This window comes from Vibrio sp. V08_P9A1T1 (genome assembly GCF_963874405.1).
Lineage (GTDB): Bacteria > Pseudomonadota > Gammaproteobacteria > Enterobacterales > Vibrionaceae > Vibrio > Vibrio anguillarum.
In genome coordinates this window covers 1-19,753 of the sequence record NZ_CAWNIB010000263.1, presented here as the reverse complement: position 1 = coordinate 19,753, position 19,753 = coordinate 1, and the positions used below count along the sequence as shown (strand labels likewise).

Genomic DNA, 19,753 nt, shown 5'->3' with positions numbered 1-19,753 from the left:
ACTGTATGATCATTAATATCAAGATCTTTGATCCTTGTCATTAATTGCTGATGTGGCTAACTTTTCTTAATTATAGAAAACAGTGTCGTGTTTAAAATTTTGTCCACAAATTGGTATTTTGAGATACATATCAAAGTCTGTGTTCATTAGTTATGCAATTACCTCATTTTTTACGCATCACGCGGTAACCCTTTCTCGACAATTCGAATTAAGCGCTGCTGCTTCTTATTGCTAGAGCATGCACTCGCTGGCTCCGATGATTTTCGTTTTTGTTCTACTAGCGCCCAATGTATATGTTCGTCTAATAAATCAGACAAGCCTAACCTCGTGTTTAGCGCTGCGATAATGCGTTGTGAATATGGCGCGTTTCCTAAAGCGATGGAAAGATTACGCAACCATTGCTGGTGGCCAATTCGGCGAATAGCCGAACCTTCCATATAACGTAAGAAGGTGGCCTCATCCCAAGCAAACAGTTCAACTAAGTCTGGTTCATCCAGTGCTTGACGGCGATGAAAATCATTTTGTTGAGTGAGGTCGGAAAAGCGATTCCAAGGGCAGACCAACTGGCAATCATCACAGCCGTAAATGCGGTTACCCATTGCCTTGCGAAACTCTTCAGCAATTACGCCATCATATTCTATGGTGAGGTAAGAGATGCATCGGCGAGCATCAACAACACCGTCTTCTACGATGGCTTGTGTAGGGCATGAGGTGATGCAGGCTGTGCATTTGCCACATTGATTACTGCTTGGTGTATCGACCGGCAGCGGCAAATCAATCAGTAGTTCACCAAGAAAAAACCAAGAACCACTCTCTTTATCAAGGATAAGCGAATGCTTGCCAGTCCAACCAAGCCCAGCTTTTTGTGCTAAAGGCCGCTCTAGTATTGGGGCGGAGTCCACAAAAGGGCGATAACCGAGTGCCCCCACTTCTTGTTCAATCTTTTCGCCGAGTTTTTTTAGCTGGTTGCGTACCAGTTTATGGTAGTCACGCCCCAGAGCGTAGCGGCTGATATAAGCGTAATTGGGATTATTCAAATCACTGGCAAACCGAGCATCTGGGGGTAAGTAATTCATGCGGGCGCTGATCACACGGACGGTGCCGGGAAGGAGTTCATGTGGCCTAGCTCGCATCATTCCATGGCGCGCCATCCAGTCCATCTCACCGTGAAATCCAGCATCCAACCATTTCTGCAAAGGCTCTTCGTGCTCACTGAGATCGATATCGCAGATCCCGACCTTTTCGAAGCCAAGTTCACGTGCCCAGATTTTAATTTTGTCTGCCAGTACTTGGTAGTCCATTATCGATGAGCTCGTTGCAAAAAGGGGCGAGGATCTTAACGGATCCTTTATTGAGGATCTAGGAAATGATCGTCTGTGATGTGGATTAAACTGACATAAAAAGCGAGTTTTTTCCTTTTACTTACAGAAGAGAGCTTGTCTCTCAATTCCAACCCAGTTTACTATTCGAGTTCTTTTGATTTTTATATAGTCAATTTTCGACACTTGAGAGCGGTAATTCATGAGTACTAAGATCTTTACCTTAAAAGACGAACAGCAAACGGTAAAATTAGGTGCAGCTTTGGCTAAGCGATGCTCTGCGCAAACCACGCTTTATTTGCATGGTGATCTCGGTGCTGGAAAAACAACCTTCAGCCGTGGCTTCATCCGCGCATTAGGCCATGTTGGCAACGTCAAGAGCCCGACTTATACCTTAGTTGAACCTTATCAACTAGCCGATTGGCAAGTATACCATTTTGATCTTTATCGCTTGGCCGATCCGGAAGAGTTGGAATTTATGGGTATTCGTGACTATTTCACACCGGATGCGATCTGCCTTGTTGAGTGGCCAGAAAAAGGCAGCGGTCTACTTCCAACCGCAGATATTGATGTTGAGCTACGCTACGATGGCGAACAAAGGCAAGCTTTTCTGAGTGCAAACAGCCCCTATGGATCCTCATTGCTGAGTCAGTTGGAGTTATGTTGAACATCATCCATTTGTTACGAACGATAACTCTATCGCTTGCGGTTTGGGGCTGTGCTTTATTTACTTCAACGGCGCACGCGAATGCATTAGAAGGCGTGCGCGTTTGGCCTTCTCCAGATGAAACTCGAGTGGTTATCGATCTCAAAACTGAAGCGGATTATAGCTATTTCACTTTAAGCAGCCCCGAGCGTTTGGTGGTGGATTTAAAAAACACCACGCTTAATACAAAATTGCCGCTTAAAGTCACGGATAGCCCTGTTCTCAAGCAAATTCGTAATAGCTCGCCTCCGGAGAAAGGGACGTATCGCTTGGTGTTTGAGTTACAGCGCAAAGTGAACCCTCAGCCATTTAAACTTGCGCCAACGCCGGGTGGTCAGTATGGGCATCGTTTGGTGGTTGATTTACCCCACAATTTGGATAGCGACAAGGCGACAGTAAAACCGGCCAGCCAAACTAAAGTGAGCCGCGACGCTTCGCAGTTATTAGGAACCGAGGATATCGTGGTGGCTATTGATGCTGGTCATGGCGGAGAAGATCCCGGCTCGATTGGCCCGACCAAAAAATATGAAAAAAATGCCACCTTAAGTATCTCCAAGAAGATCGCAGATCAAATTAACGCCGTACCGGGGATGAAGGCGGTCATGACACGCAGTGGCGATTACTTTGTCAATCTCAATAAACGTTCTGAAATTGCGCGCCGTAATAAGTCACACCTACTTGTCTCCATTCACGCCGATGCCTTTCATACCCCGCAACCCAGGGGGGGCTCGGTGTTTGTGTTAAATACCAAGCGTGCGAATACGGAAATTGCTCGCTGGGTTGAGAACCACGAACAGCAATCAGAACTGTTAGGTGGGGCAGGTGAAGTGCTGGCAAAAAACAATAGCGATCGAAACGTTAGCCAAACCTTGCTGGACTTGCAATTTAGTCACTCACAAAAAGAGGGTTACAAGGTGGCAACTCATCTGCTAGGCGAAATGGGAAAAGTAGCCCATTTACATAAAGCAGAGCCAGTCAACGCAAGTTTGGCGGTACTTAAGTCGCCCGATATTCCTTCGGTGTTGGTTGAAACAGGTTTTATTTCTAACCCTACCGAGGAACAATTGCTATTTCAGCGCTCGCATCAAGATAAATTGGCTCGCGCATTGGCAACCGCCATCGTCAAGTATTTTGAAGAAAACCCACCCGAGGGCACTCTGTTTGCTAATCGCGGTAAGACGCAAAAGCACAAAGTGCAGCGTGGGGAATCACTCTCGGTTATCGCTAATAAATATGGCACTTCGACTCAAGCATTAATCGCAACCAACAAACTAAAAAATGCCAATTTGTCGATTGGTCAAATCTTAACGATTCCGGCCACGTCAGCTCCGATTCGCGTTCCTGTGGTCAGCAACCCAGTAGAAACGGAAATTGTTACGCATGTGGTGAAATCTGGCGAGTATTTGGGCAAGATAGCGAGCACGTATAAAGTGAGTGTGGATGCGATTAAACGCGAGAATAACTTGCGTTCAGACACCTTAACGCTGGGGCAGAAACTGAAGATAACGGTGAGTTTGAAGGATAAGCCGCTGCGTAAGCATAAAGTTGAAAAAGGCGAGTTTTTGAGCAAAATTGCCAGCCAATATCAAGTGAGTCTGAATAGTATTCGCCAAGTAAACCAACTTCGGTCTGATCAGCTCGCCATAGGGCAAGTGTTGATCATTCCCAATAAGTAGTAATGAGTATGACGATTAAGATTCTACCCGCACGTCTTGCTAACCAAATTGCCGCAGGTGAAGTGGTTGAAAGGCCGGCTTCTGTCGTTAAAGAGCTGGTGGAGAATAGCTTGGATTCGGGCGCCTCTCGTATCGATATCGATATCGAAAAGGGAGGTGCGAAGCTTATTCGTGTGCGCGATAACGGACAAGGGATAGTAAAAGAGGAATTGGCGCTCGCTTTAAGCCGCCATGCAACTTCTAAAATTCACACCTTGGATGATTTAGAGGCGATCGTCAGCTTAGGTTTTCGTGGAGAAGCGCTCGCGAGTATTAGCTCAGTCTCTCGGCTTACATTGACGTCTCGTCCAGCCACGCAAGAACAGGCTTGGGCAGCATACAGTGAAGGTCGAGATATGGCGGTTAAGTTGCAGCCAACCGCACACCCGATTGGAACGTCTGTCGAAGTGCTCGATCTGTTCTTTAATACGCCCGCTCGGCGCAAATTTTTACGCACAGAGAAAACAGAATTTACTCACATTGATGAGCTACTAAAACGCATTGCTTTGAGCCGGTTTGATGTCACCATCAATGTGCGCCATAACGGCAAGATGGTACGTCAATATCGAGCGGCTAAAACGGCCGCTCAAGAGGAAAAAAGAATCGCGGCTGTGTGTGGCAACGCTTTTGTTCGCCATATGCTGAACATTGAGTTGGAACATCAAGGGCTTCGCTTGCATGGTTGGATAACGACTCCAGAAGGCGCGCGCCAGCAGAGTGATTTGCAATACTGCTACGTTAATGGGCGGATGATGCGTGACAAGCTGATTAATCATGCTATCCGGCAAAGTTATGAAACCAGCCTGAGAGGCGATCAGTTCGCCACTTATGTACTCTTCATTGAGCTCGATCCCCATCAAGTGGATGTGAATGTCCATCCCGCGAAACACGAGGTGCGTTTCCATCAAGCGCGATTAGTGCATGATTTTATCTATCAAGCACTCAGTAGTGCACTGGCTGAAAGCAAGCACATTGAGAAGCCGCAGCTCAAACCATCGGCTTTTCATCAGCCCGATGCGGCGACTGTGGATCGCATTGAGAATGACACTGCAATTGATAGTGTGTGCCAAGAAACTGAGGGGCATAACACCGTTCCAGAGCAAGTGTGGCAAGCGATTGACAACACTCCCGCTTATCCACGAAAAGCTGAGCGAGAAAGCACAACCGCGCACGGCATAGCTGAAACGCCAAAGCGTAGCCATTGGCAGCAAAACGGCTCTCCATCTTCTTCTCGGGCGAAAGCTGAGCGCCAGCCAACGGGCTCACCTTCGAGCGGGGAAGTGAAGCTCTATCAAGAGCTGATGGCAACTCAACCGCCAGCTTCAGCAGTCGAACTTTCTCCTATCGCACATCAAGATCAAGGTGAAATGCTGCAGCTCGAACAGTTGGGTAAAGCTATTGCGGTAATCAAAGGGCAGTACCTGTTAATGGGGTCCAAACAGGGCGTCGTATTGCTTTCTCTTATCAAAGGAGCATGGCTGAAAACTCGCGGCCAGTTGCATACCGAACAAGGCGGCTTGAAAAGCCAACCTTTACTCGTGCCGCTCTCCATCAAGCTCTCAGCACAAGAACATCAAGCGTTAGCGCATTGCCAGCCGATGTTGAATACGCTAGGGATTGAGCTTAAAGAACGTCATGGTTCAAGCATCATGGTGATGGGCGTACCTCAACCGTTGAGGCAACAAAACCTGCAAAACTTAATCCCAGATCTGCTATCTTACGTGTCCGCTAATTTTACGGCTGATGATGAACCTATTACGGTGGATCTTGTTGCCGATTGGCTGGCTGAACACATCACTGTGGTGAAAAGTGACTACACTTTGTCTGAAGCCATCCAAATGATTTCGGAACTTGAACAGCTTTGGCAAGGGCAACTTCCTCTTCATGATGCGAGTTTTGTCCGCCCCGTTGATTTTTCTACCACCATAGCGGCCTTGTTGGCATAACGAATTAAAAGAATGATGAATCAAACACAACCATTGGCTCTGTTTTTAATGGGCCCGACCGCATCAGGTAAAACAGATTTGGCGATTCGTTTGCGCCAAAAATACCCAGTGGAAATCATCAGTGTCGACTCGGCGCTGATCTACAAAGGCATGGATATTGGCACCGCCAAACCTAATGCACATGAACTGGCACTCGCACCTCATCGTCTGATCGATATTTTGGATCCAAGTGAAGCCTATTCGGCGGCGGATTTTCGTCGCGATGCATTACTTGCAATGCATGATATTACCGCGCAAGGTAAAATTCCTCTGCTCGTTGGGGGAACTATGTTGTATTACAAGGCTCTACTTGAAGGGCTTTCGCCACTTCCTGCGGCTAACCCTGAGATACGGCAACAAATTGAGCAAGAGGCTTTGGAGCATGGTTGGGGTCAGTTACACGATCAATTACAAACGATTGATCCGGTTTCGGCGGCAAGAATTCATCCCAATGATCCACAAAGATTGTCACGAGCATTGGAAGTTTACCGAATTTCAGGTAAAACTCTTACAGAGTTAACTCAAACGAAAGGTGAAAGCCTGCCATTTCGAGTTAAGCAGTTTGCTATAGCTCCCAAGGAAAGGGCTGAGCTCCACCGTCGAATCGAACTCAGGTTTGAAAAGATGATCGAAGCTGGATTTGAAGAAGAAATGAAAGCACTTTATGCTCGAAACGATCTTCATCCGGATTTGCCATCGATTCGCTGTGTTGGTTATCGACAGATGTGGGACTATTTGGATGGGAATTGTACGTTAGAGGAAGCGGTATATCGTGGAATCTGTGCAACCCGTCAATTGGCCAAGCGTCAGATCACCTGGTTACGCAGCTGGGATGATTTAACTTGGTTAGATAGCGAAAACATTGATCATGCAGTAGAAACTCTCTCAAATGCCATAGCATCTGATGGAGTTAGCTGTGTATAATGTGATCGCTTTTGCGTGATGTACCCTGTAAAGGATCCGTTACTTGATATTTGGCATTATCGCCGTCATAACAAGTAGCAACGGGGTTTTTATTCATTTAGCTCAGATGCAAAGGCCGCACCAATAATGCAGTGCACCACTAGCTAAATAACTACAACAAAATACAAATAAGGAAAATAAAATGGCTAAGGGGCAATCTCTACAAGACCCATTCTTAAATGCACTACGTCGTGAGCGCATTCCAGTATCCATCTACCTTGTGAACGGAATTAAGCTTCAAGGTCAGATTGAATCCTTTGATCAATTTGTGATCTTACTGAAAAACACAGTCAATCAAATGGTGTATAAGCATGCGATTTCAACGGTTGTTCCTGCACGTGCAGTGAGCCACCATACTGCTGAGCCACGCACTGGGTCTGATCGTCCATCAGACAAATCAGAAGAGTAATTCTCTGATTAGTATTATTTACTTACAAAGGAGTTGGTTGCTTGTTTGACCGTTACGAAGCCGGTGAGCGAGCGGTACTTGTTCATATCAACTTCACGCAAAAGGGTGAGTGGGATGATCTCAGCGAGTGTGAAATGCTGGTTTCTTCTGCTGGAGTGTCGACACTGCAAATTATTACTGGCAGCCGTCAAACTCCACACCCTAAATATTATGTCGGTGAGGGTAAAGCCCAAGAGATAGCGCATGCGGTTCAACTTGTTGAAGCGGATGTGGTGATCTTCAACCACGCCCTTTCTCCTGCCCAAGAACGTAATCTTGAACAACTATGCCAATGTCGAGTGATTGACCGTACTGGCCTCATCCTCGATATTTTTGCCCAACGAGCACGAACCCATGAAGGGAAGTTGCAAGTAGAGCTGGCACAATTGCGCCACATCTCTACACGATTAATTCGTGGTTGGACGCACCTTGAGCGACAAAAAGGCGGTATAGGCTTACGTGGACCTGGTGAAACGCAGCTAGAAACCGACAGACGTTTATTGCGTGAACGTATTAAAGCGATATTACGCCGCTTAGAGAAAGTCGCTAAGCAGCGAGAACAAGGACGCCGAGCTCGAAATCGAGCTGAGATTCCCACCATATCGCTAGTGGGTTATACCAATGCGGGGAAATCAACGTTATTTAATCGCATTACTGAAGCTGGGGTTTATGCAGCCGATCAACTGTTTGCAACCCTAGATCCTACCTTGCGGAAAATCGAATTGGCGGACGTTGGTACTGCCGTTCTCGCTGACACCGTAGGATTTATTCGTCATCTGCCGCACGATTTAGTTGCAGCATTTAAAGCCACGTTACAAGAAACTCAAGAAGCTGACATTTTGTTACATGTTGTTGATGCCAGTGATGAGCGTTTTCGTGAGAATATCAAAGCCGTCCATGATGTATTAGAAGAGATTGACGCCCATGAGGTGCCAACGCTTGTCGTCATGAACAAGATCGATAATCTAGAAGGCCAACAACCTCGCATCGAAAAAGATGATGAGGGAATACCGAGAACCGTGTGGTTATCAGCCATGGATGGACAAGGTATTGATCTGCTTTTCGAAGCATTGACAGAGCGATTAGCGAGTCAAGTCATTCAATATCAATTGTGTATTCCACCACTGCACCAAGGTCGCATTCGTAGTGCATTTTCACAAATGAAATGTATTCAACAAGAAGAATATGATCCAGATGGTAATTTGTTGATTAACATTCGTATGCAGCAAGTTGATTGGTTTAGACTAGAAAAAAGAGAAGAAGCAGTTTTACGTGACTTTATAGTTACTTAAAGGACTGCTACAGTATAACGTCATATCAAATGATGGAGCTTTCTAATGGCGTGGAATGAGCCCGGTAATAACAACGGCAACAATGGCCGCGATAATGACCCTTGGGGTAATAATCGTGGTGACAAAAATAAAGGTGGCCGTGATCAAGGACCGCCAGATTTGGATGAGGTTTTCAATAAACTGAGCCAGAAACTGGGCGGACGATTTGGTAAGAAAGGCGGTAAAGGCCCTTCATTCTCTGGTGGTAGCGCAATTGGCTTTGGAGTCATTGCTGCAATCGCAGTTGCGGTGTGGTTCTTTTCTGGTTTCTATACGATTGGTGAAGCTGAGCGTGGCGTCGTGCTGCGTTTAGGTAAGTATGATCGCATCGTTGATCCAGGTTTGAACTGGCGTCCTCGCTTTGTTGATGAAGTGACGGCCGTTAACGTACAAGCGATTCGCTCACTACGTGCATCGGGTTTGATGCTAACCAAAGATGAAAACGTGGTCACTGTTGGCATGGATGTACAATATCGCGTGTCTGATCCATACAAGTACTTGTATCGTGTGACTAATGCTGACGATAGCTTACGCCAAGCAACTGACTCAGCATTACGTGCCGTGGTTGGTGATTCTTTGATGGACAGTATCTTAACCAGTGGCCGTCAGCAAATTCGTCAAAGTACCCAAACGACCTTGAATCAAATCATTGATAGCTATGATATGGGCTTAATGATTGTCGATGTCAACTTCCAGTCGGCTCGTCCGCCAGAGCAAGTGAAAGATGCGTTCGATGATGCGATTGCGGCGCGAGAAGATGAAGAGCGTTTCATTCGTGAATCTGAAGCGTATAAGAACGAAATTCTGCCTAAAGCAACAGGCCGAGCAGAACGTTTGAAGAAAGAAGCGCAAGGTTATACAGAACGCACGATTAACGAAGCATTGGGTCAAGTGGCACAGTTTGAAAAACTGCTCCCTGAGTATCAAGCCGCGCCAGATGTGACACGTAATCGTCTCTACCTAGATACTATGGAAGAGGTGTATTCAAACACATCTAAAGTGCTAATTGATTCAGAATCCAGTGGCAATATGCTTTATCTACCGTTGGATCGAATTACAGGCCAAGACAGTAAGAATGACACCAAACGTCAAGATAAATCATCATCAACCTATGATCAGATAGAGCTTGATTCACCAACCAGCAGTGATACAGGTAATACACCGTCTCGCTCTAGCAATACACGTCAAGGGAGATACTAGTAATGCGTAAGTTAATGATCCCAGTATTAGTGATTGCACTGGTATTGATGTTGATGTCGCTGTTTGTGATTCCTGAAGGTGAGCGCGGTATTGTTGTCCGTTTCGGTCGTATTCTGAAAGATAACAATGAAATTGCTCGAATCTACGAACCGGGTTTGCATTTTAAAATGCCACTGTTTGATCGAGTAAGAACGTTAGATGCGCGCATCCAAACAATGGATGGCCGCTCTGACCGTTTCGTGACTTCAGAGAAAAAAGATGTGATCATCGATACCTATGTCAAATGGCGTATTGAAGACTTTGGTCAATACTACTTGGCAACGGGTGGTGGCAATGCGTTGACGGCACAAGCACTGTTAGAGCGTAAAGTGACAGACATTCTTCGTTCTGAAATCGGTTCTCGTGAAATCAAGCAAATTGTTTCAGGCCCACGTAATAAAGATGTCTTGCCGGAAAGTGCTGATGATGAAGTCGTCACGACTGAGGCTGCGAAACAAGCATTGGAAATCGATGGTCAACGTGACCAAGTAATGGAAAATGTGTTGGAAGATACACGTAAAGGTGCACTGAAAGATTTGGGCGTCAGAGTGGTTGATTTCCGTATTAAGAAAATTAACCTTCCAGATGAAATCAGTGAATCGATCTACCGTCGTATGCGTGCTGAGCGTGAGTCAGTAGCTCGTAAACACCGCTCTCAAGGTCGTGAAAAAGCCGAAGTCATTCGTGCTCAAGCTGAACTTGAAGTGGCGACTATCTTAGCGGAAGCGGATAAAACGGCTCGCGTAACTCGCGGTGATGCTGATGCTAAAGCAGCGAAGATTTACTCAGATGTGTACAGTAAAGATCCTGAGTTTTACGGGTTCTTACGTTCGCTGAAAGCCTATGAGAAATCATTTAGCGAGAAGAGTGATATCTTGGTGCTTGATCCTAAGAGTGATTTCTTCAAGTACATGAATAACACCAAAGGTTTGACAACGAAATAATTGACCGTTGTTTATTCAAAGGCTCCTTCAGGGAGCCTTTGTCGTTTATTGGCTTTAAGAGAGAAGGCACTATGTCGAATTCAATCTGGCTTGCTGTGGGGCTGGTGTTAATTGCAGAAGGTATTGGACCGTTAATCGCCCCTAATGGCTGGAGAAAAATGGTGGCAGAGCTCAGCCAGCAGCCCGATCATCAACTGCGCCGCATCGGTGGTTGTCTCGTCGTTGCTGGGGGCATCATTGCGTACTACTTCGCACGATAGTGATGCACAATAGCGCGGTAACCGATTTATTATTATCAGTTTATCACTATCAGTATCATCACTATCAATAGTGAGGTGGTGGAGTCTCTTCTGATGGATCCGCTAAATGTGAGGCATCCATATTTTTGACTTTACCAGCCACATATTTCATTTGGTCTTGCATTTTCGTCAGCATGAGCTGCTGTGTTGATAATGCTTGATTGAGTTCATCAATGGTTTGTTCTTGAAAAGCAAGTTGGCATTCCAAGTCACTAACACGCTGTTCTAATTGCTGAATATACTTATCGTTCATAACTAATCGTCGAGTTTCCAAGCTTGAGCAATACCTGCAGAGCTTCCGGTAATAATTCGTTGCTGATGATCAAAGGCCGCATCATACACCACCGCAGTGGGTGGGCGAGCATCTTTTAGCGGTTCTACTTCGAATCCTTGCTGTTTTTTACCACTTTGAGTATCCCAAACCGCGACTTGGCTTGAAGGATTCCCTGTCACAAGCAACCTGCCATCATCGGAAAAACGCGCCGTAGAGAAGATCAATTGTCGTGAAAAACTGCGCAATTTCGCCTGTTCCTTACCCGAAGAGAGATCCCAAATAATGGATTGATTACCACCATCGGAGGTAAAGGCTAATTTTCCCTCTCGCTGCAGCGCTACTCGATTCACCCGCTGCTCATGTTCAAACGATCGTAAAATTTGCCCACTTTGCGTATCCCAAAGGTAGGCAAAATAATCATTACCTCCCGTCAGAGCAAAGCGGCCATTGGGCGATAGGGCGACAGAATTCACTTTTTCTCGATGAGCAAGGAACTCTAGTCGACGTCCAGTGACTAAATCGACGTAAATCGCTTTACCATTGGATAAACCGAGTAGAACTTGTTTTCCGTTATTGGCAATGTCAATGTCTCGGATCAGCCCATCGGAGATGGACCACAAACCTTGAGCTTGTGTCCAACCTAAGTCCCATACGGCAAAGTTAATTTGGCTAGCGGTCACGGCAAAACGGCCATTATCGGAGAGTCGAATATGGGAAACGGTATTGGCTTGTGGGTCTTGAGGTCCCAATTCGGCTAAGGTTTTGTTTTGTTCAAGATCCCATAGAACGAGTTGTCTTTGTTTGGAATAGAGTAGCGCAAAACGACCATCGCGGCTTAAACCGAAACTGGTCGAACCGTTTGGTTCTATATCCCAACGTTGTACATCGCTGTTAGAGAAAAAACAGCCATTTAACATCAAGATGACAATGCAACCTAGGATTGAATGAGAAATTATTCGCATCAAGTCTAATTATCCGCTTTGAGTGTAAAGACAATCTATCAACATATCGCTATATTGGTACAACTCTGTTTAGCGCACCAGTTTTTCACCGAAATTTGTGCGTAATAACAAAAGGTTTGCCTACAAATTGGAGAAATAAATGAAATCATTGTTTAAAGTGTCACTGCTTGCGGCAACCGTCATGCTTGCAGTTGGCTGCCAGAAAGATGAAGCCCCGAAAACTGAAGCAGCACCTGCAGCAGAACAAGTACAAACGGAAGCGGGAAAAACGGTTCACTTTAAAACAGAAGATGACAAAGCGGCTTACGCGATTGGCGTCTCTTTTGCAAATTACCTCAGCACCAGCATTGAAAAACCAGCCGAAATTGGTATCAATCTGAATAAAGATCTGGTTCTAAAAGGGATTGAACATGTCTTCGCGGGCAATGCTGAGTTGAGTGAAGAAGAGACACGCGCAGCGCTAGAAGCTCTAGATAAACGCGTTTCTGAAACCATGCAAGCGAAAGCCGCTGAAAAAGCGGCTGCTGCTGAAAAAGCTGGTGACGAATTCCGCGCTGAATTTGAAAAACAAGATGGCGTAAAGAAAACTGAATCTGGTTTACTGTACCAAGTACTGACGCCAGCAAAAGGTGAGTCACCAAAAGAGACCGATACTGTTCAAGTGCATTACAAAGGGACACTGGCTGACGGTACTCAATTTGATAGCTCGTATGATCGTGGTGAGCCAGCGACATTCCCACTCAATCGGGTTATTCCTGGTTGGACAGAAGGTGTGCAACTGATGCAAGTGGGAGCAAAATACAAGTTTGTTATCCCGCCGCAACTGGCTTACGGTGAGCAAGACACACCGACTATTCCAGCAAACTCAACACTTGTGTTTGAAGTGGAGTTGCTAAAAATTGATAACGGTAGCGATGCGGCTAAATAATATCAGCCATTGTTGAACCGTTGTAACCAGCTCAAAGGCCTGATGAATCAGGCCTTTTCTGTCTCTAACGACTCACTAATTAGTTGTTCTAAATCACTTGTTAGTGACTTAACAGAGTTTTCGATTAAAATTTTCTGATAAACTTACGTCAATTTGTTGATTTTTCGCTCTAAGGCTAGATAACAGTGACAACGACAGAAACTTTAAACGCGGATATGTTGCTTGAAATGGAATCCGTGCACGTGATGCCATTTAGTGATCACGATAAAATCATTCTTCGATCTTATGAAGCTGTGGTTGACGGTATCGCCAGCCTGATTGGTCCTTTTTGTGAGATCGTTCTGCACTCATTGGAAGATCTCAATACCTCGGCGATTAAAATTGCCAATGGTGAAAACACGGGACGTCAAGTGGGTTCCCCGATCACTGATCTTGCACTGCGTATGTTGAAAGATATTGAAGGATCGGAGCGTAACTTCTCACGATCGTATTTCTCTCGCGCCAAGGGTGGTGTGTTGATGAAATCGATTACGGTCGCGATTCGTAATGGTGATAACCGAGTCATTGGCTTACTTTGTATCAACGTCAATTTAGATGCTCCGTTCTCACAAGTTCTGCAATCATTCATGCCGACTCAGGAAGCTCAGGAAGCCGCCTCATCGGTTAACTTTGCCAGTGATGTAGAAGAGCTGGTGGATCAGACGGTAGAGCGTACCATCGAAGAGATCAACGCCGATAAATCAGTGTCTAACAATACCAAGAACCGTCAGATTGTGATGGAGCTGTACGACAAAGGCATTTTTGACATCAAAGATGCGATTAACCGCGTAGCTGATCGGCTCAATATCTCTAAACATACTGTCTATCTCTACATTCGCCAACGCAAGACCGGAGATGAATGTTAGTGGCGCCAGTATTGAGTTACACATTATTGGTCAATGGCTCAGTGTATGGCACACAGGCAGCGCGTAGTGCTTATCTGTTTGCCTGTGCATTGCTAGAAAAAGGGCATTCACTCGAGCAAGTATTTTTTTATCAAGATGGTGTTTTCAATGGCTCTGCGATCACCGCGCCTGCGAACGATGAGTTTGATCTTGTGAAAGCATGGCAGAGGCTAGCTACTGAACACCATGTACGCTTAGAAACCTGTGTTGCTGCAGCGTTACGTCGTGGCATTATCAGTGAAAATGAAGCTCAGCAACACCAGCTCACTGCGCATAATTTGGCACAAGGTTTTGCACAAACTGGGTTAGGAAGCTTAGCTGAAGCGTTATTAACTCAAGATCGAGTGGTACAGTTTTGAAAAAAATCGGTTTTGTTTTTCATTCTTCGCCTCATTCTAGTTCGGCCGGAAGAGAAGGGCTGGATGCTGTACTGGCAGCCTCTGCCTATTGTGATGCGATCTCGCTCTTTTTTGTTGGGCTTGGCGTGGCGCAAATCGTCGCCAACCAATCACCGCAACAACTGCTTAGCCGTGATTACATCAGTGCGTTTAAACTGCTTGAGTTATACGATATTGAACACCTTTATCTGTGTGAGCAAAGCGTTGAAGAATTGGGGTTAGCATCAGCTCAATGGGTAATTGATGTTGAAAAAAAATCGCCTCAGCAAATCGCTCAGTTACTTCACGAGTGCGATCAAGTACTAACTTTCTAAGGTGTACCTATGCTGCATATTGTAAAAGACACGGCAAAACTGGCCTTAGCGCAGCGTTATTGTTTGGCTGAGGATAGTATTATCTTGGTTGAAGAAGCGGTTTATATGAGTAACCCTAGTGCGGGCTCTTTTTTACTACTCAACGATCTGAACAGGGTTTATGTCTTACTTGAGGATCTCTGCGCGCGTGGGGTGCAGGATCTCTGCTCAGTACAAATTACCAAAGTGGATTTCTCTGGTTTGGTTGAACTTACTACTAATCATGAAAAATCAATCACTTGGTAGATTTTCTTATCACTATTACCCCTCTATTACCCACCCTTTACTTATGGTGGTTAAAAAAGATCTGTATATTTCTTGACACACCTCTCACTGCTGCATAGAATTTTGCGTCCCTATTTGTACTAAGTGCACTAGGGACTAGATTTTTCACAAAGCTTACTTTAAGTAAATTCAGGAGCTAGTTAATGGCAACTATTAACCAGTTGGTCCGCAATCCTCGTGTAAAGCAAGTTGTTAAAAGCAACGTGCCAGCACTAGAAGCGTGCCCACAAAAACGTGGTGTATGTACACGTGTTTACACTACTACACCTAAAAAACCTAACTCAGCACTTCGTAAAGTATGTCGTGTTCGTCTAACGAACGGCTTCGAAGTGACTTCGTACATCGGCGGTGAAGGTCACAACCTTCAAGAGCACTCAGTTGTTCTTATCCGTGGCGGTCGTGTAAAAGACCTTCCAGGTGTGCGTTACCACACAATCCGTGGTGCACTTGACTGTGCAGGCGTAAACGACCGTAAACAAGCTCGTTCTAAATACGGTGTGAAACGTCCTAAATCTTAATGGATTTCCGTTAAGTAAGGCCAAACACTAAATTATTTAATTTTTGAAGAAACTGAAAAGTTTTGGATAACCTGAAAAAGACAACGGAGAATATCCATGCCACGTCGTCGCGTTATTGGTCAGCGTAAGATCCTTCCAGATCCAAAGTTCAAGTCTGAACTGCTGGCAAAATTCGTTAACATTCTTATGGTTGACGGTAAAAAATCTACTGCAGAGAAAATTGTTTACACTGCACTAGACACTATGGCTGAGAAATCTGGCAAAGGTCACTTAGCTGTATTTGAAGAAGCTCTTGAAAACGTACGTCCAGCGGTCGAAGTTAAATCTCGCCGCGTGGGTGGTTCAACTTACCAAGTGCCAGTAGAAGTACGTCCGGTTCGCCGTAACGCACTTGCTATGCGTTGGGTAGTTGATGCTGCGCGTAAGCGTGGTGAAAAATCTATGGCTGCTCGCCTAGCTGCTGAAATGCTAGACGCGTCAGAAAATAAAGGTACTGCTGTTAAGAAACGTGAAGACGTTCACCGTATGGCAGAAGCGAACAAAGCATTCGCTCATTACCGCTGGTAATACCTTCTGTGCTGCGAGGTTCTCTCGCAGCACATTTTCATACTCTAAGGATTACCTTAGTAAGAGGATACAATCGTGGCTCGGAAAACTCCTATTGAGCGCTACCGCAACATCGGTATCTGTGCTCACGTAGATGCAGGTAAAACAACCACTACTGAGCGTATTCTGTTCTACACTGGCCTTTCTCACAAAATCGGCGAAGTTCACGATGGTGCTGCAACCATGGACTGGATGGAGCAGGAGCAAGAACGTGGTATCACTATCACTTCTGCTGCTACGACAACCTTCTGGCGTGGTATGGAAGCACAGTTCCAAGATCATCGCGTAAACATCATTGATACCCCAGGACACGTTGACTTTACAATTGAAGTAGAGCGTTCACTTCGTGTGCTTGATGGTGCAGTGGTTGTATTCTGTGGCTCATCTGGTGTTGAACCCCAGTCTGAAACTGTATGGCGTCAAGCTGACAAATACGGTGTTCCTCGCATGGTGTTCGTTAATAAAATGGACCGTGCTGGCGCAGACTTTTTACGCGTTGTAAACCAAATTAAACATCGTCTTGGTGCGACTCCGGTTCCTATTCAATTAAATATTGGTGCGGAAGAAGAGTTCAAAGGTGTCATCGACCTTATCAAGATGAAAGCCATCAACTGGAATGAAGCCGATCAAGGCATGACGTTTACTTACGAAGACATTCCAGAAGATATGCTTGAGTTGGCCGAAGAATGGCACAACAACCTAGTAGAAGCGGCAGCGGAAGCTAGTGAAGAGTTAATGGAAAAGTATCTTGAAGACGGCGAGCTGACAGAAGCGGAAATCAAACAAGCGCTACGGACTCGTACCATTAACAATGAAATCGTATTGGCCACTTGTGGTAGTGCCTTTAAAAATAAAGGCGTACAAGCGGTATTGGATGCGGTTGTTGAATATTTGCCTTCACCGGTAGATGTACCAGCCATTAAAGGCGTGGATGAAAACGAGAACGAAGTAGAACGTCACGCTGACGACAACGAACCTTTCTCGGCACTTGCATTTAAGATTGCCACTGACCCATTTGTTGGGACATTGACTTTCATGCGTGTTTACTCTGGTGTGGTGAACTCTGGCGATGCCGTTTACAACTCAGTGAAACAGAAAAAAGAACGTTTTGGTCGTATCGTACAGATGCATGCCAACAAACGTGAAGAGATTAAAGAAGTTCGTGCTGGCGATATTGCGGCTGCGATCGGCTTAAAAGATGTCACGACAGGCGATACGCTATGTAACCCAGACCACAAAGTGGTTCTTGAGCGCATGGAATTCCCTGAGCCAGTGATTCAAATTGCGGTAGAGCCTCGCTCTAAAGCTGACCAAGAAAAAATGGGTATTGCGCTAGGTAAACTGGCGGCGGAAGACCCATCTTTCCGTGTCGAAACCGATAAGGAAACAGGTCAAACGTTGATCTCTGGTATGGGTGAGCTTCACCTAGACATCATTGTTGATCGCATGAAGCGTGAGTTCAGTGTGGACTGTAACGTTGGTAAACCACAAGTGGCTTACCGCGAAACTATCCGTGGAAAAGCGGAAGTAGAAGGCAAGTTCGTTCGTCAATCTGGTGGTCGTGGTCAATATGGTCACGTTTGGCTTAAGATTGAACCTGCGGAACTCGGTGAAGGCTTTGTCTTTGTCGACGAAATCGTTGGTGGTGTGATTCCTAAGGAATACATCAGCTCGGTTGCGAAAGGTATCGAAGAGCAAATGAACAACGGTGTGTTAGCTGGTTATCCGATTCTGGATGTGAAAGCGACATTATTCGATGGTTCATATCATGATGTCGACTCAAGCGAGATGGCGTTTAAGATTGCTGGTTCGATGGCGTTCAAGAAAGGTGCTTTAGAAGCGCAGCCTGTTCTTCTTGAACCAATGATGAAAGTTGAAGTAACTACTCCAGAAGATTGGATGGGTGATGTTGTGGGTGACTTAAACCGTCGTCGCGGCATGATTGAAGGTATGGATGAAGGCCATGCAGGCCTTAAGATTATCCATGCTAGAGTCCCTCTATCGGAAATGTTTGGTTATGCAACAGACTTACGATCTGCCACTCAGGGTCGCGCCTCTTACTCCATGGAGTTTGCAGAGTACGCTGATGTGCCAAAAAATGTTGCAGAAGCAATCATTGCAGAACGTGGTTAACTGTTATTTGTTTAATAACGAATCTATTGCGCTGATGAGAGTTGGCGCATAAAATAGCAATTTCTGGCGCGTCTTGAGCTATATGTGACTCAAGACGAATCATAACTAGGAAGGAACACGATCGTGTCTAAAGCAAAATTTGAACGTACGAAACCGCACGTAAACGTTGGTACTATCGGCCACGTTGACCACGGTAAAACAACTCTAACTGCTGCTATCTGTACTACACTTGCAAAAGTGTACGGTGGTGAAGCGAAAGACTTCGCATCTATCGATAACGCTCCAGAAGAGCGCGAGCGCGGTATTACAATCAATACTTCTCACGTAGAGTACGATACACCAGCACGCCACTACGCACACGTAGACTGCCCAGGACACGCTGACTATGTTAAAAACATGATCACAGGTGCTGCGCAAATGGACGGTGGTATCCTAGTTGTTGCTGCAACAGATGGCCCAATGCCACAAACTCGTGAGCACATCCTACTTGGTCGCCAAGTTGGTATTCCTTACATCATCGTATTCATGAACAAATGTGACATGGTTGATGATGAAGAGCTTCTAGAGCTAGTAGAAATGGAAGTTCGTGAGCTTCTATCTGAGTACGATTTCCCAGGTGATGACCTACCAGTTATCCAAGGTTCTGCACTAGGCGCACTAAACGGCGAAGAGCAGTGGGAAGCGAAAATCATTGAACTTGCTGAAGCGCTAGACACTTACATTCCAGAGCCTGAGCGTGCAGTAGACCAAGCATTCCTACTACCAATCGAAGACGTATTCTCAATCCAAGGTCGTGGTACAGTAGTAACTGGCCGTATCGAGCGCGGTATCCTACGTGTAGGTGACGAAGTTGCGATCATTGGTATCAAAGACACAATCACAACGACTTGTACAGGTGTTGAGATGTTCCGTAAGCTGCTTGACGAAGGTCGTGCAGGTGAGAACGTTGGTGCACTTCTACGTGGTACTAAGCGTGATGAAGTAGAACGTGGTCAAGTACTAGCGAAACCAGGTTCAATCACTCCACACACTAAGTTCGAGTCAGAAGTGTACGTATTGTCTAAAGATGAAGGCGGCCGTCATACTCCGTTCTTCAAAGGCTACCGTCCACAGTTCTACTTCCGTACAACGGACGTAACAGGCGATATCTCTCTACCAGAAGGCGTAGAGATGGTAATGCCAGGTGACAACATCCAAATGGTTGTAGAGCTAATCGCTCCAATCGCGATGGATGAAGGTCTACGTTTCGCGATCCGTGAAGGTGGTCGTACAGTAGGTGCTGGTGTTGTTGCTAAAGTTATCGCTTAATTTTCGATAATTTATGCACACACTGCATTAAAAAGGGAAGCTTAGGCTTCCCTTTTTGTTTGATGTGACCCTTAGTACATTTCCCTTGCTAATCC

The 19,753-nt window shown here is 45.6% G+C and carries 21 protein-coding genes; 18 read left to right on the top strand and 3 right to left on the bottom strand.

Features of this window, described 5'->3' with window-relative positions; translation table 11 throughout:
• Positions 1-170: 170 nt before the first annotated feature.
• Positions 171-1,301 carry a tRNA epoxyqueuosine(34) reductase QueG gene (gene queG, locus AACT21_RS12185; RefSeq protein ID WP_064624229.1) on the bottom strand — a complete coding sequence of 377 codons (1,131 nt, stop codon included), beginning with the start codon at positions 1,299-1,301 and terminating at the stop codon, positions 171-173.
• 220 nt (positions 1,302-1,521) lie between these two features.
• Here queG and tsaE point away from each other — a divergent pair, with 220 nt between their 5' ends.
• The 9 genes from tsaE (at position 1,522) to AACT21_RS12140 (ending at position 10,910) form a co-directional block, all read left to right on the top strand.
• The gene (tsaE, locus tag AACT21_RS12180) at positions 1,522-1,986 is read left to right on the top strand and encodes a tRNA (adenosine(37)-N6)-threonylcarbamoyltransferase complex ATPase subunit type 1 TsaE (RefSeq protein ID WP_010318946.1); all 465 of its coding nucleotides are present in this window, start codon (positions 1,522-1,524) and stop codon (positions 1,984-1,986) included.
• Entirely contained in the window at positions 1,980-3,701 is a 1,722-nt protein-coding gene (locus AACT21_RS12175) for an N-acetylmuramoyl-L-alanine amidase (protein WP_019281423.1), read from the top strand. Before tsaE ends, AACT21_RS12175 begins: the two co-directional genes overlap by 7 nt.
• A gap of 2 nt (positions 3,702-3,703) precedes the next feature.
• Complete coding sequence (gene mutL / locus AACT21_RS12170) at positions 3,704-5,686, top strand: DNA mismatch repair endonuclease MutL (protein WP_094163600.1); 1,983 nt, start codon at positions 3,704-3,706, stop codon at positions 5,684-5,686.
• Between the two features lie 15 nt (positions 5,687-5,701).
• Positions 5,702-6,649: a tRNA (adenosine(37)-N6)-dimethylallyltransferase MiaA gene (gene miaA, locus AACT21_RS12165; RefSeq protein ID WP_026028407.1), complete on the top strand. Its 948-nt coding sequence runs from the start codon at positions 5,702-5,704 to the stop codon at positions 6,647-6,649.
• Between the two features lie 181 nt (positions 6,650-6,830).
• On the top strand, positions 6,831-7,097 hold the full coding sequence (gene hfq / locus AACT21_RS12160) for an RNA chaperone Hfq (RefSeq protein ID WP_013857931.1): 267 nt from the start codon (positions 6,831-6,833) through the stop codon (positions 7,095-7,097).
• A gap of 41 nt (positions 7,098-7,138) precedes the next feature.
• Entirely contained in the window at positions 7,139-8,428 is a 1,290-nt protein-coding gene (gene hflX / locus AACT21_RS12155) for a ribosome rescue GTPase HflX (RefSeq protein WP_010318941.1), read from the top strand.
• Between the two features lie 45 nt (positions 8,429-8,473).
• Positions 8,474-9,667 carry an FtsH protease activity modulator HflK gene (gene hflK / locus AACT21_RS12150; protein ID WP_013857930.1) on the top strand — a complete coding sequence of 398 codons (1,194 nt, stop codon included), beginning with the start codon at positions 8,474-8,476 and terminating at the stop codon, positions 9,665-9,667.
• Between the two features lie 2 nt (positions 9,668-9,669).
• Positions 9,670-10,650, top strand: a complete 981-nt coding sequence (hflC, locus tag AACT21_RS12145; protein WP_013857929.1) for a protease modulator HflC — start codon at positions 9,670-9,672, stop codon at positions 10,648-10,650.
• 71 nt (positions 10,651-10,721) lie between these two features.
• The gene (locus AACT21_RS12140) at positions 10,722-10,910 is read left to right on the top strand and encodes a DUF2065 domain-containing protein (protein WP_017043313.1); all 189 of its coding nucleotides are present in this window, start codon (positions 10,722-10,724) and stop codon (positions 10,908-10,910) included.
• A 64-nt stretch (positions 10,911-10,974) separates the two neighbouring features.
• Here the strand turns inward: AACT21_RS12140 and AACT21_RS12135 are convergent, their stop codons facing one another.
• The gene (locus AACT21_RS12135; RefSeq protein ID WP_010318937.1) at positions 10,975-11,202 is read right to left on the bottom strand and encodes a SlyX family protein; all 228 of its coding nucleotides are present in this window, start codon (positions 11,200-11,202) and stop codon (positions 10,975-10,977) included.
• A 2-nt stretch (positions 11,203-11,204) separates the two neighbouring features.
• Positions 11,205-12,185: a WD40 repeat domain-containing protein gene (locus AACT21_RS12130; protein WP_026027456.1), complete on the bottom strand. Its 981-nt coding sequence runs from the start codon at positions 12,183-12,185 to the stop codon at positions 11,205-11,207.
• 139 nt (positions 12,186-12,324) lie between these two features.
• Between AACT21_RS12130 and fkpA the strand changes: the two genes are divergently transcribed.
• The 9 genes from fkpA to tuf all read left to right on the top strand — a co-directional run bounded on the left by fkpA (position 12,325) and on the right by tuf (position 19,658).
• Positions 12,325-13,113, top strand: a complete 789-nt coding sequence (fkpA, locus tag AACT21_RS12125; RefSeq protein ID WP_010318935.1) for an FKBP-type peptidyl-prolyl cis-trans isomerase — start codon at positions 12,325-12,327, stop codon at positions 13,111-13,113.
• Between the two features lie 185 nt (positions 13,114-13,298).
• Positions 13,299-14,018, top strand: a complete 720-nt coding sequence (locus tag AACT21_RS12120) for a helix-turn-helix transcriptional regulator (protein WP_013857924.1) — start codon at positions 13,299-13,301, stop codon at positions 14,016-14,018.
• Positions 14,012-14,416 carry a sulfurtransferase complex subunit TusD gene (gene tusD, locus AACT21_RS12115; RefSeq protein WP_094163598.1) on the top strand — a complete coding sequence of 135 codons (405 nt, stop codon included), beginning with the start codon at positions 14,012-14,014 and terminating at the stop codon, positions 14,414-14,416. Before AACT21_RS12120 ends, tusD begins: the two co-directional genes overlap by 7 nt.
• The gene (tusC, locus tag AACT21_RS12110) at positions 14,413-14,769 is read left to right on the top strand and encodes a sulfurtransferase complex subunit TusC (RefSeq protein ID WP_047688398.1); all 357 of its coding nucleotides are present in this window, start codon (positions 14,413-14,415) and stop codon (positions 14,767-14,769) included. The genes tusD and tusC overlap by 4 nt, the downstream gene beginning before the upstream one ends.
• Positions 14,770-14,778: 9 nt before the next feature.
• The gene (tusB, locus tag AACT21_RS12105) at positions 14,779-15,054 is read left to right on the top strand and encodes a sulfurtransferase complex subunit TusB (RefSeq protein ID WP_010318931.1); all 276 of its coding nucleotides are present in this window, start codon (positions 14,779-14,781) and stop codon (positions 15,052-15,054) included.
• A gap of 182 nt (positions 15,055-15,236) precedes the next feature.
• The gene (gene rpsL / locus AACT21_RS12100; protein WP_010318930.1) at positions 15,237-15,611 is read left to right on the top strand and encodes a 30S ribosomal protein S12; all 375 of its coding nucleotides are present in this window, start codon (positions 15,237-15,239) and stop codon (positions 15,609-15,611) included.
• 96 nt (positions 15,612-15,707) lie between these two features.
• A complete protein-coding gene (rpsG, locus tag AACT21_RS12095) occupies positions 15,708-16,178 on the top strand; it encodes a 30S ribosomal protein S7 (protein WP_013857921.1) in 471 nt (156 codons plus the stop codon).
• A gap of 75 nt (positions 16,179-16,253) precedes the next feature.
• Entirely contained in the window at positions 16,254-18,350 is a 2,097-nt protein-coding gene (fusA, locus tag AACT21_RS12090) for an elongation factor G (RefSeq protein WP_010318928.1), read from the top strand.
• Between the two features lie 123 nt (positions 18,351-18,473).
• A complete protein-coding gene (gene tuf, locus AACT21_RS12085) occupies positions 18,474-19,658 on the top strand; it encodes an elongation factor Tu (protein ID WP_013857920.1) in 1,185 nt (394 codons plus the stop codon).
• Positions 19,659-19,753 lie beyond the last annotated feature (95 nt).

Coding starts and splice junctions, on each gene's coding strand:
- queG (WP_064624229.1), bottom strand. CDS start 1,301: ATGGACTACCAAGTACTGGCAGACAAAATTAAAATCTGGGCACGTGAA.
- tsaE (WP_010318946.1), top strand. CDS start 1,522: ATGAGTACTAAGATCTTTACCTTAAAAGACGAACAGCAAACGGTAAAA.
- AACT21_RS12175 (WP_019281423.1), top strand. CDS start 1,980: ATGTTGAACATCATCCATTTGTTACGAACGATAACTCTATCGCTTGCG.
- mutL (WP_094163600.1), top strand. CDS start 3,704: ATGAGTATGACGATTAAGATTCTACCCGCACGTCTTGCTAACCAAATT.
- miaA (WP_026028407.1), top strand. CDS start 5,702: ATGAATCAAACACAACCATTGGCTCTGTTTTTAATGGGCCCGACCGCA.
- hfq (WP_013857931.1), top strand. CDS start 6,831: ATGGCTAAGGGGCAATCTCTACAAGACCCATTCTTAAATGCACTACGT.
- hflK (WP_013857930.1), top strand. CDS start 8,474: ATGGCGTGGAATGAGCCCGGTAATAACAACGGCAACAATGGCCGCGAT.
- hflC (WP_013857929.1), top strand. CDS start 9,670: ATGCGTAAGTTAATGATCCCAGTATTAGTGATTGCACTGGTATTGATG.
- AACT21_RS12140 (WP_017043313.1), top strand. CDS start 10,722: ATGTCGAATTCAATCTGGCTTGCTGTGGGGCTGGTGTTAATTGCAGAA.
- AACT21_RS12135 (WP_010318937.1), bottom strand. CDS start 11,202: ATGAACGATAAGTATATTCAGCAATTAGAACAGCGTGTTAGTGACTTG.
- AACT21_RS12130 (WP_026027456.1), bottom strand. CDS start 12,185: ATGCGAATAATTTCTCATTCAATCCTAGGTTGCATTGTCATCTTGATG.
- fkpA (WP_010318935.1), top strand. CDS start 12,325: ATGAAATCATTGTTTAAAGTGTCACTGCTTGCGGCAACCGTCATGCTT.
- tusD (WP_094163598.1), top strand. CDS start 14,012: ATGTTAGTGGCGCCAGTATTGAGTTACACATTATTGGTCAATGGCTCA.
- tusB (WP_010318931.1), top strand. CDS start 14,779: ATGCTGCATATTGTAAAAGACACGGCAAAACTGGCCTTAGCGCAGCGT.
- rpsL (WP_010318930.1), top strand. CDS start 15,237: ATGGCAACTATTAACCAGTTGGTCCGCAATCCTCGTGTAAAGCAAGTT.
- rpsG (WP_013857921.1), top strand. CDS start 15,708: ATGCCACGTCGTCGCGTTATTGGTCAGCGTAAGATCCTTCCAGATCCA.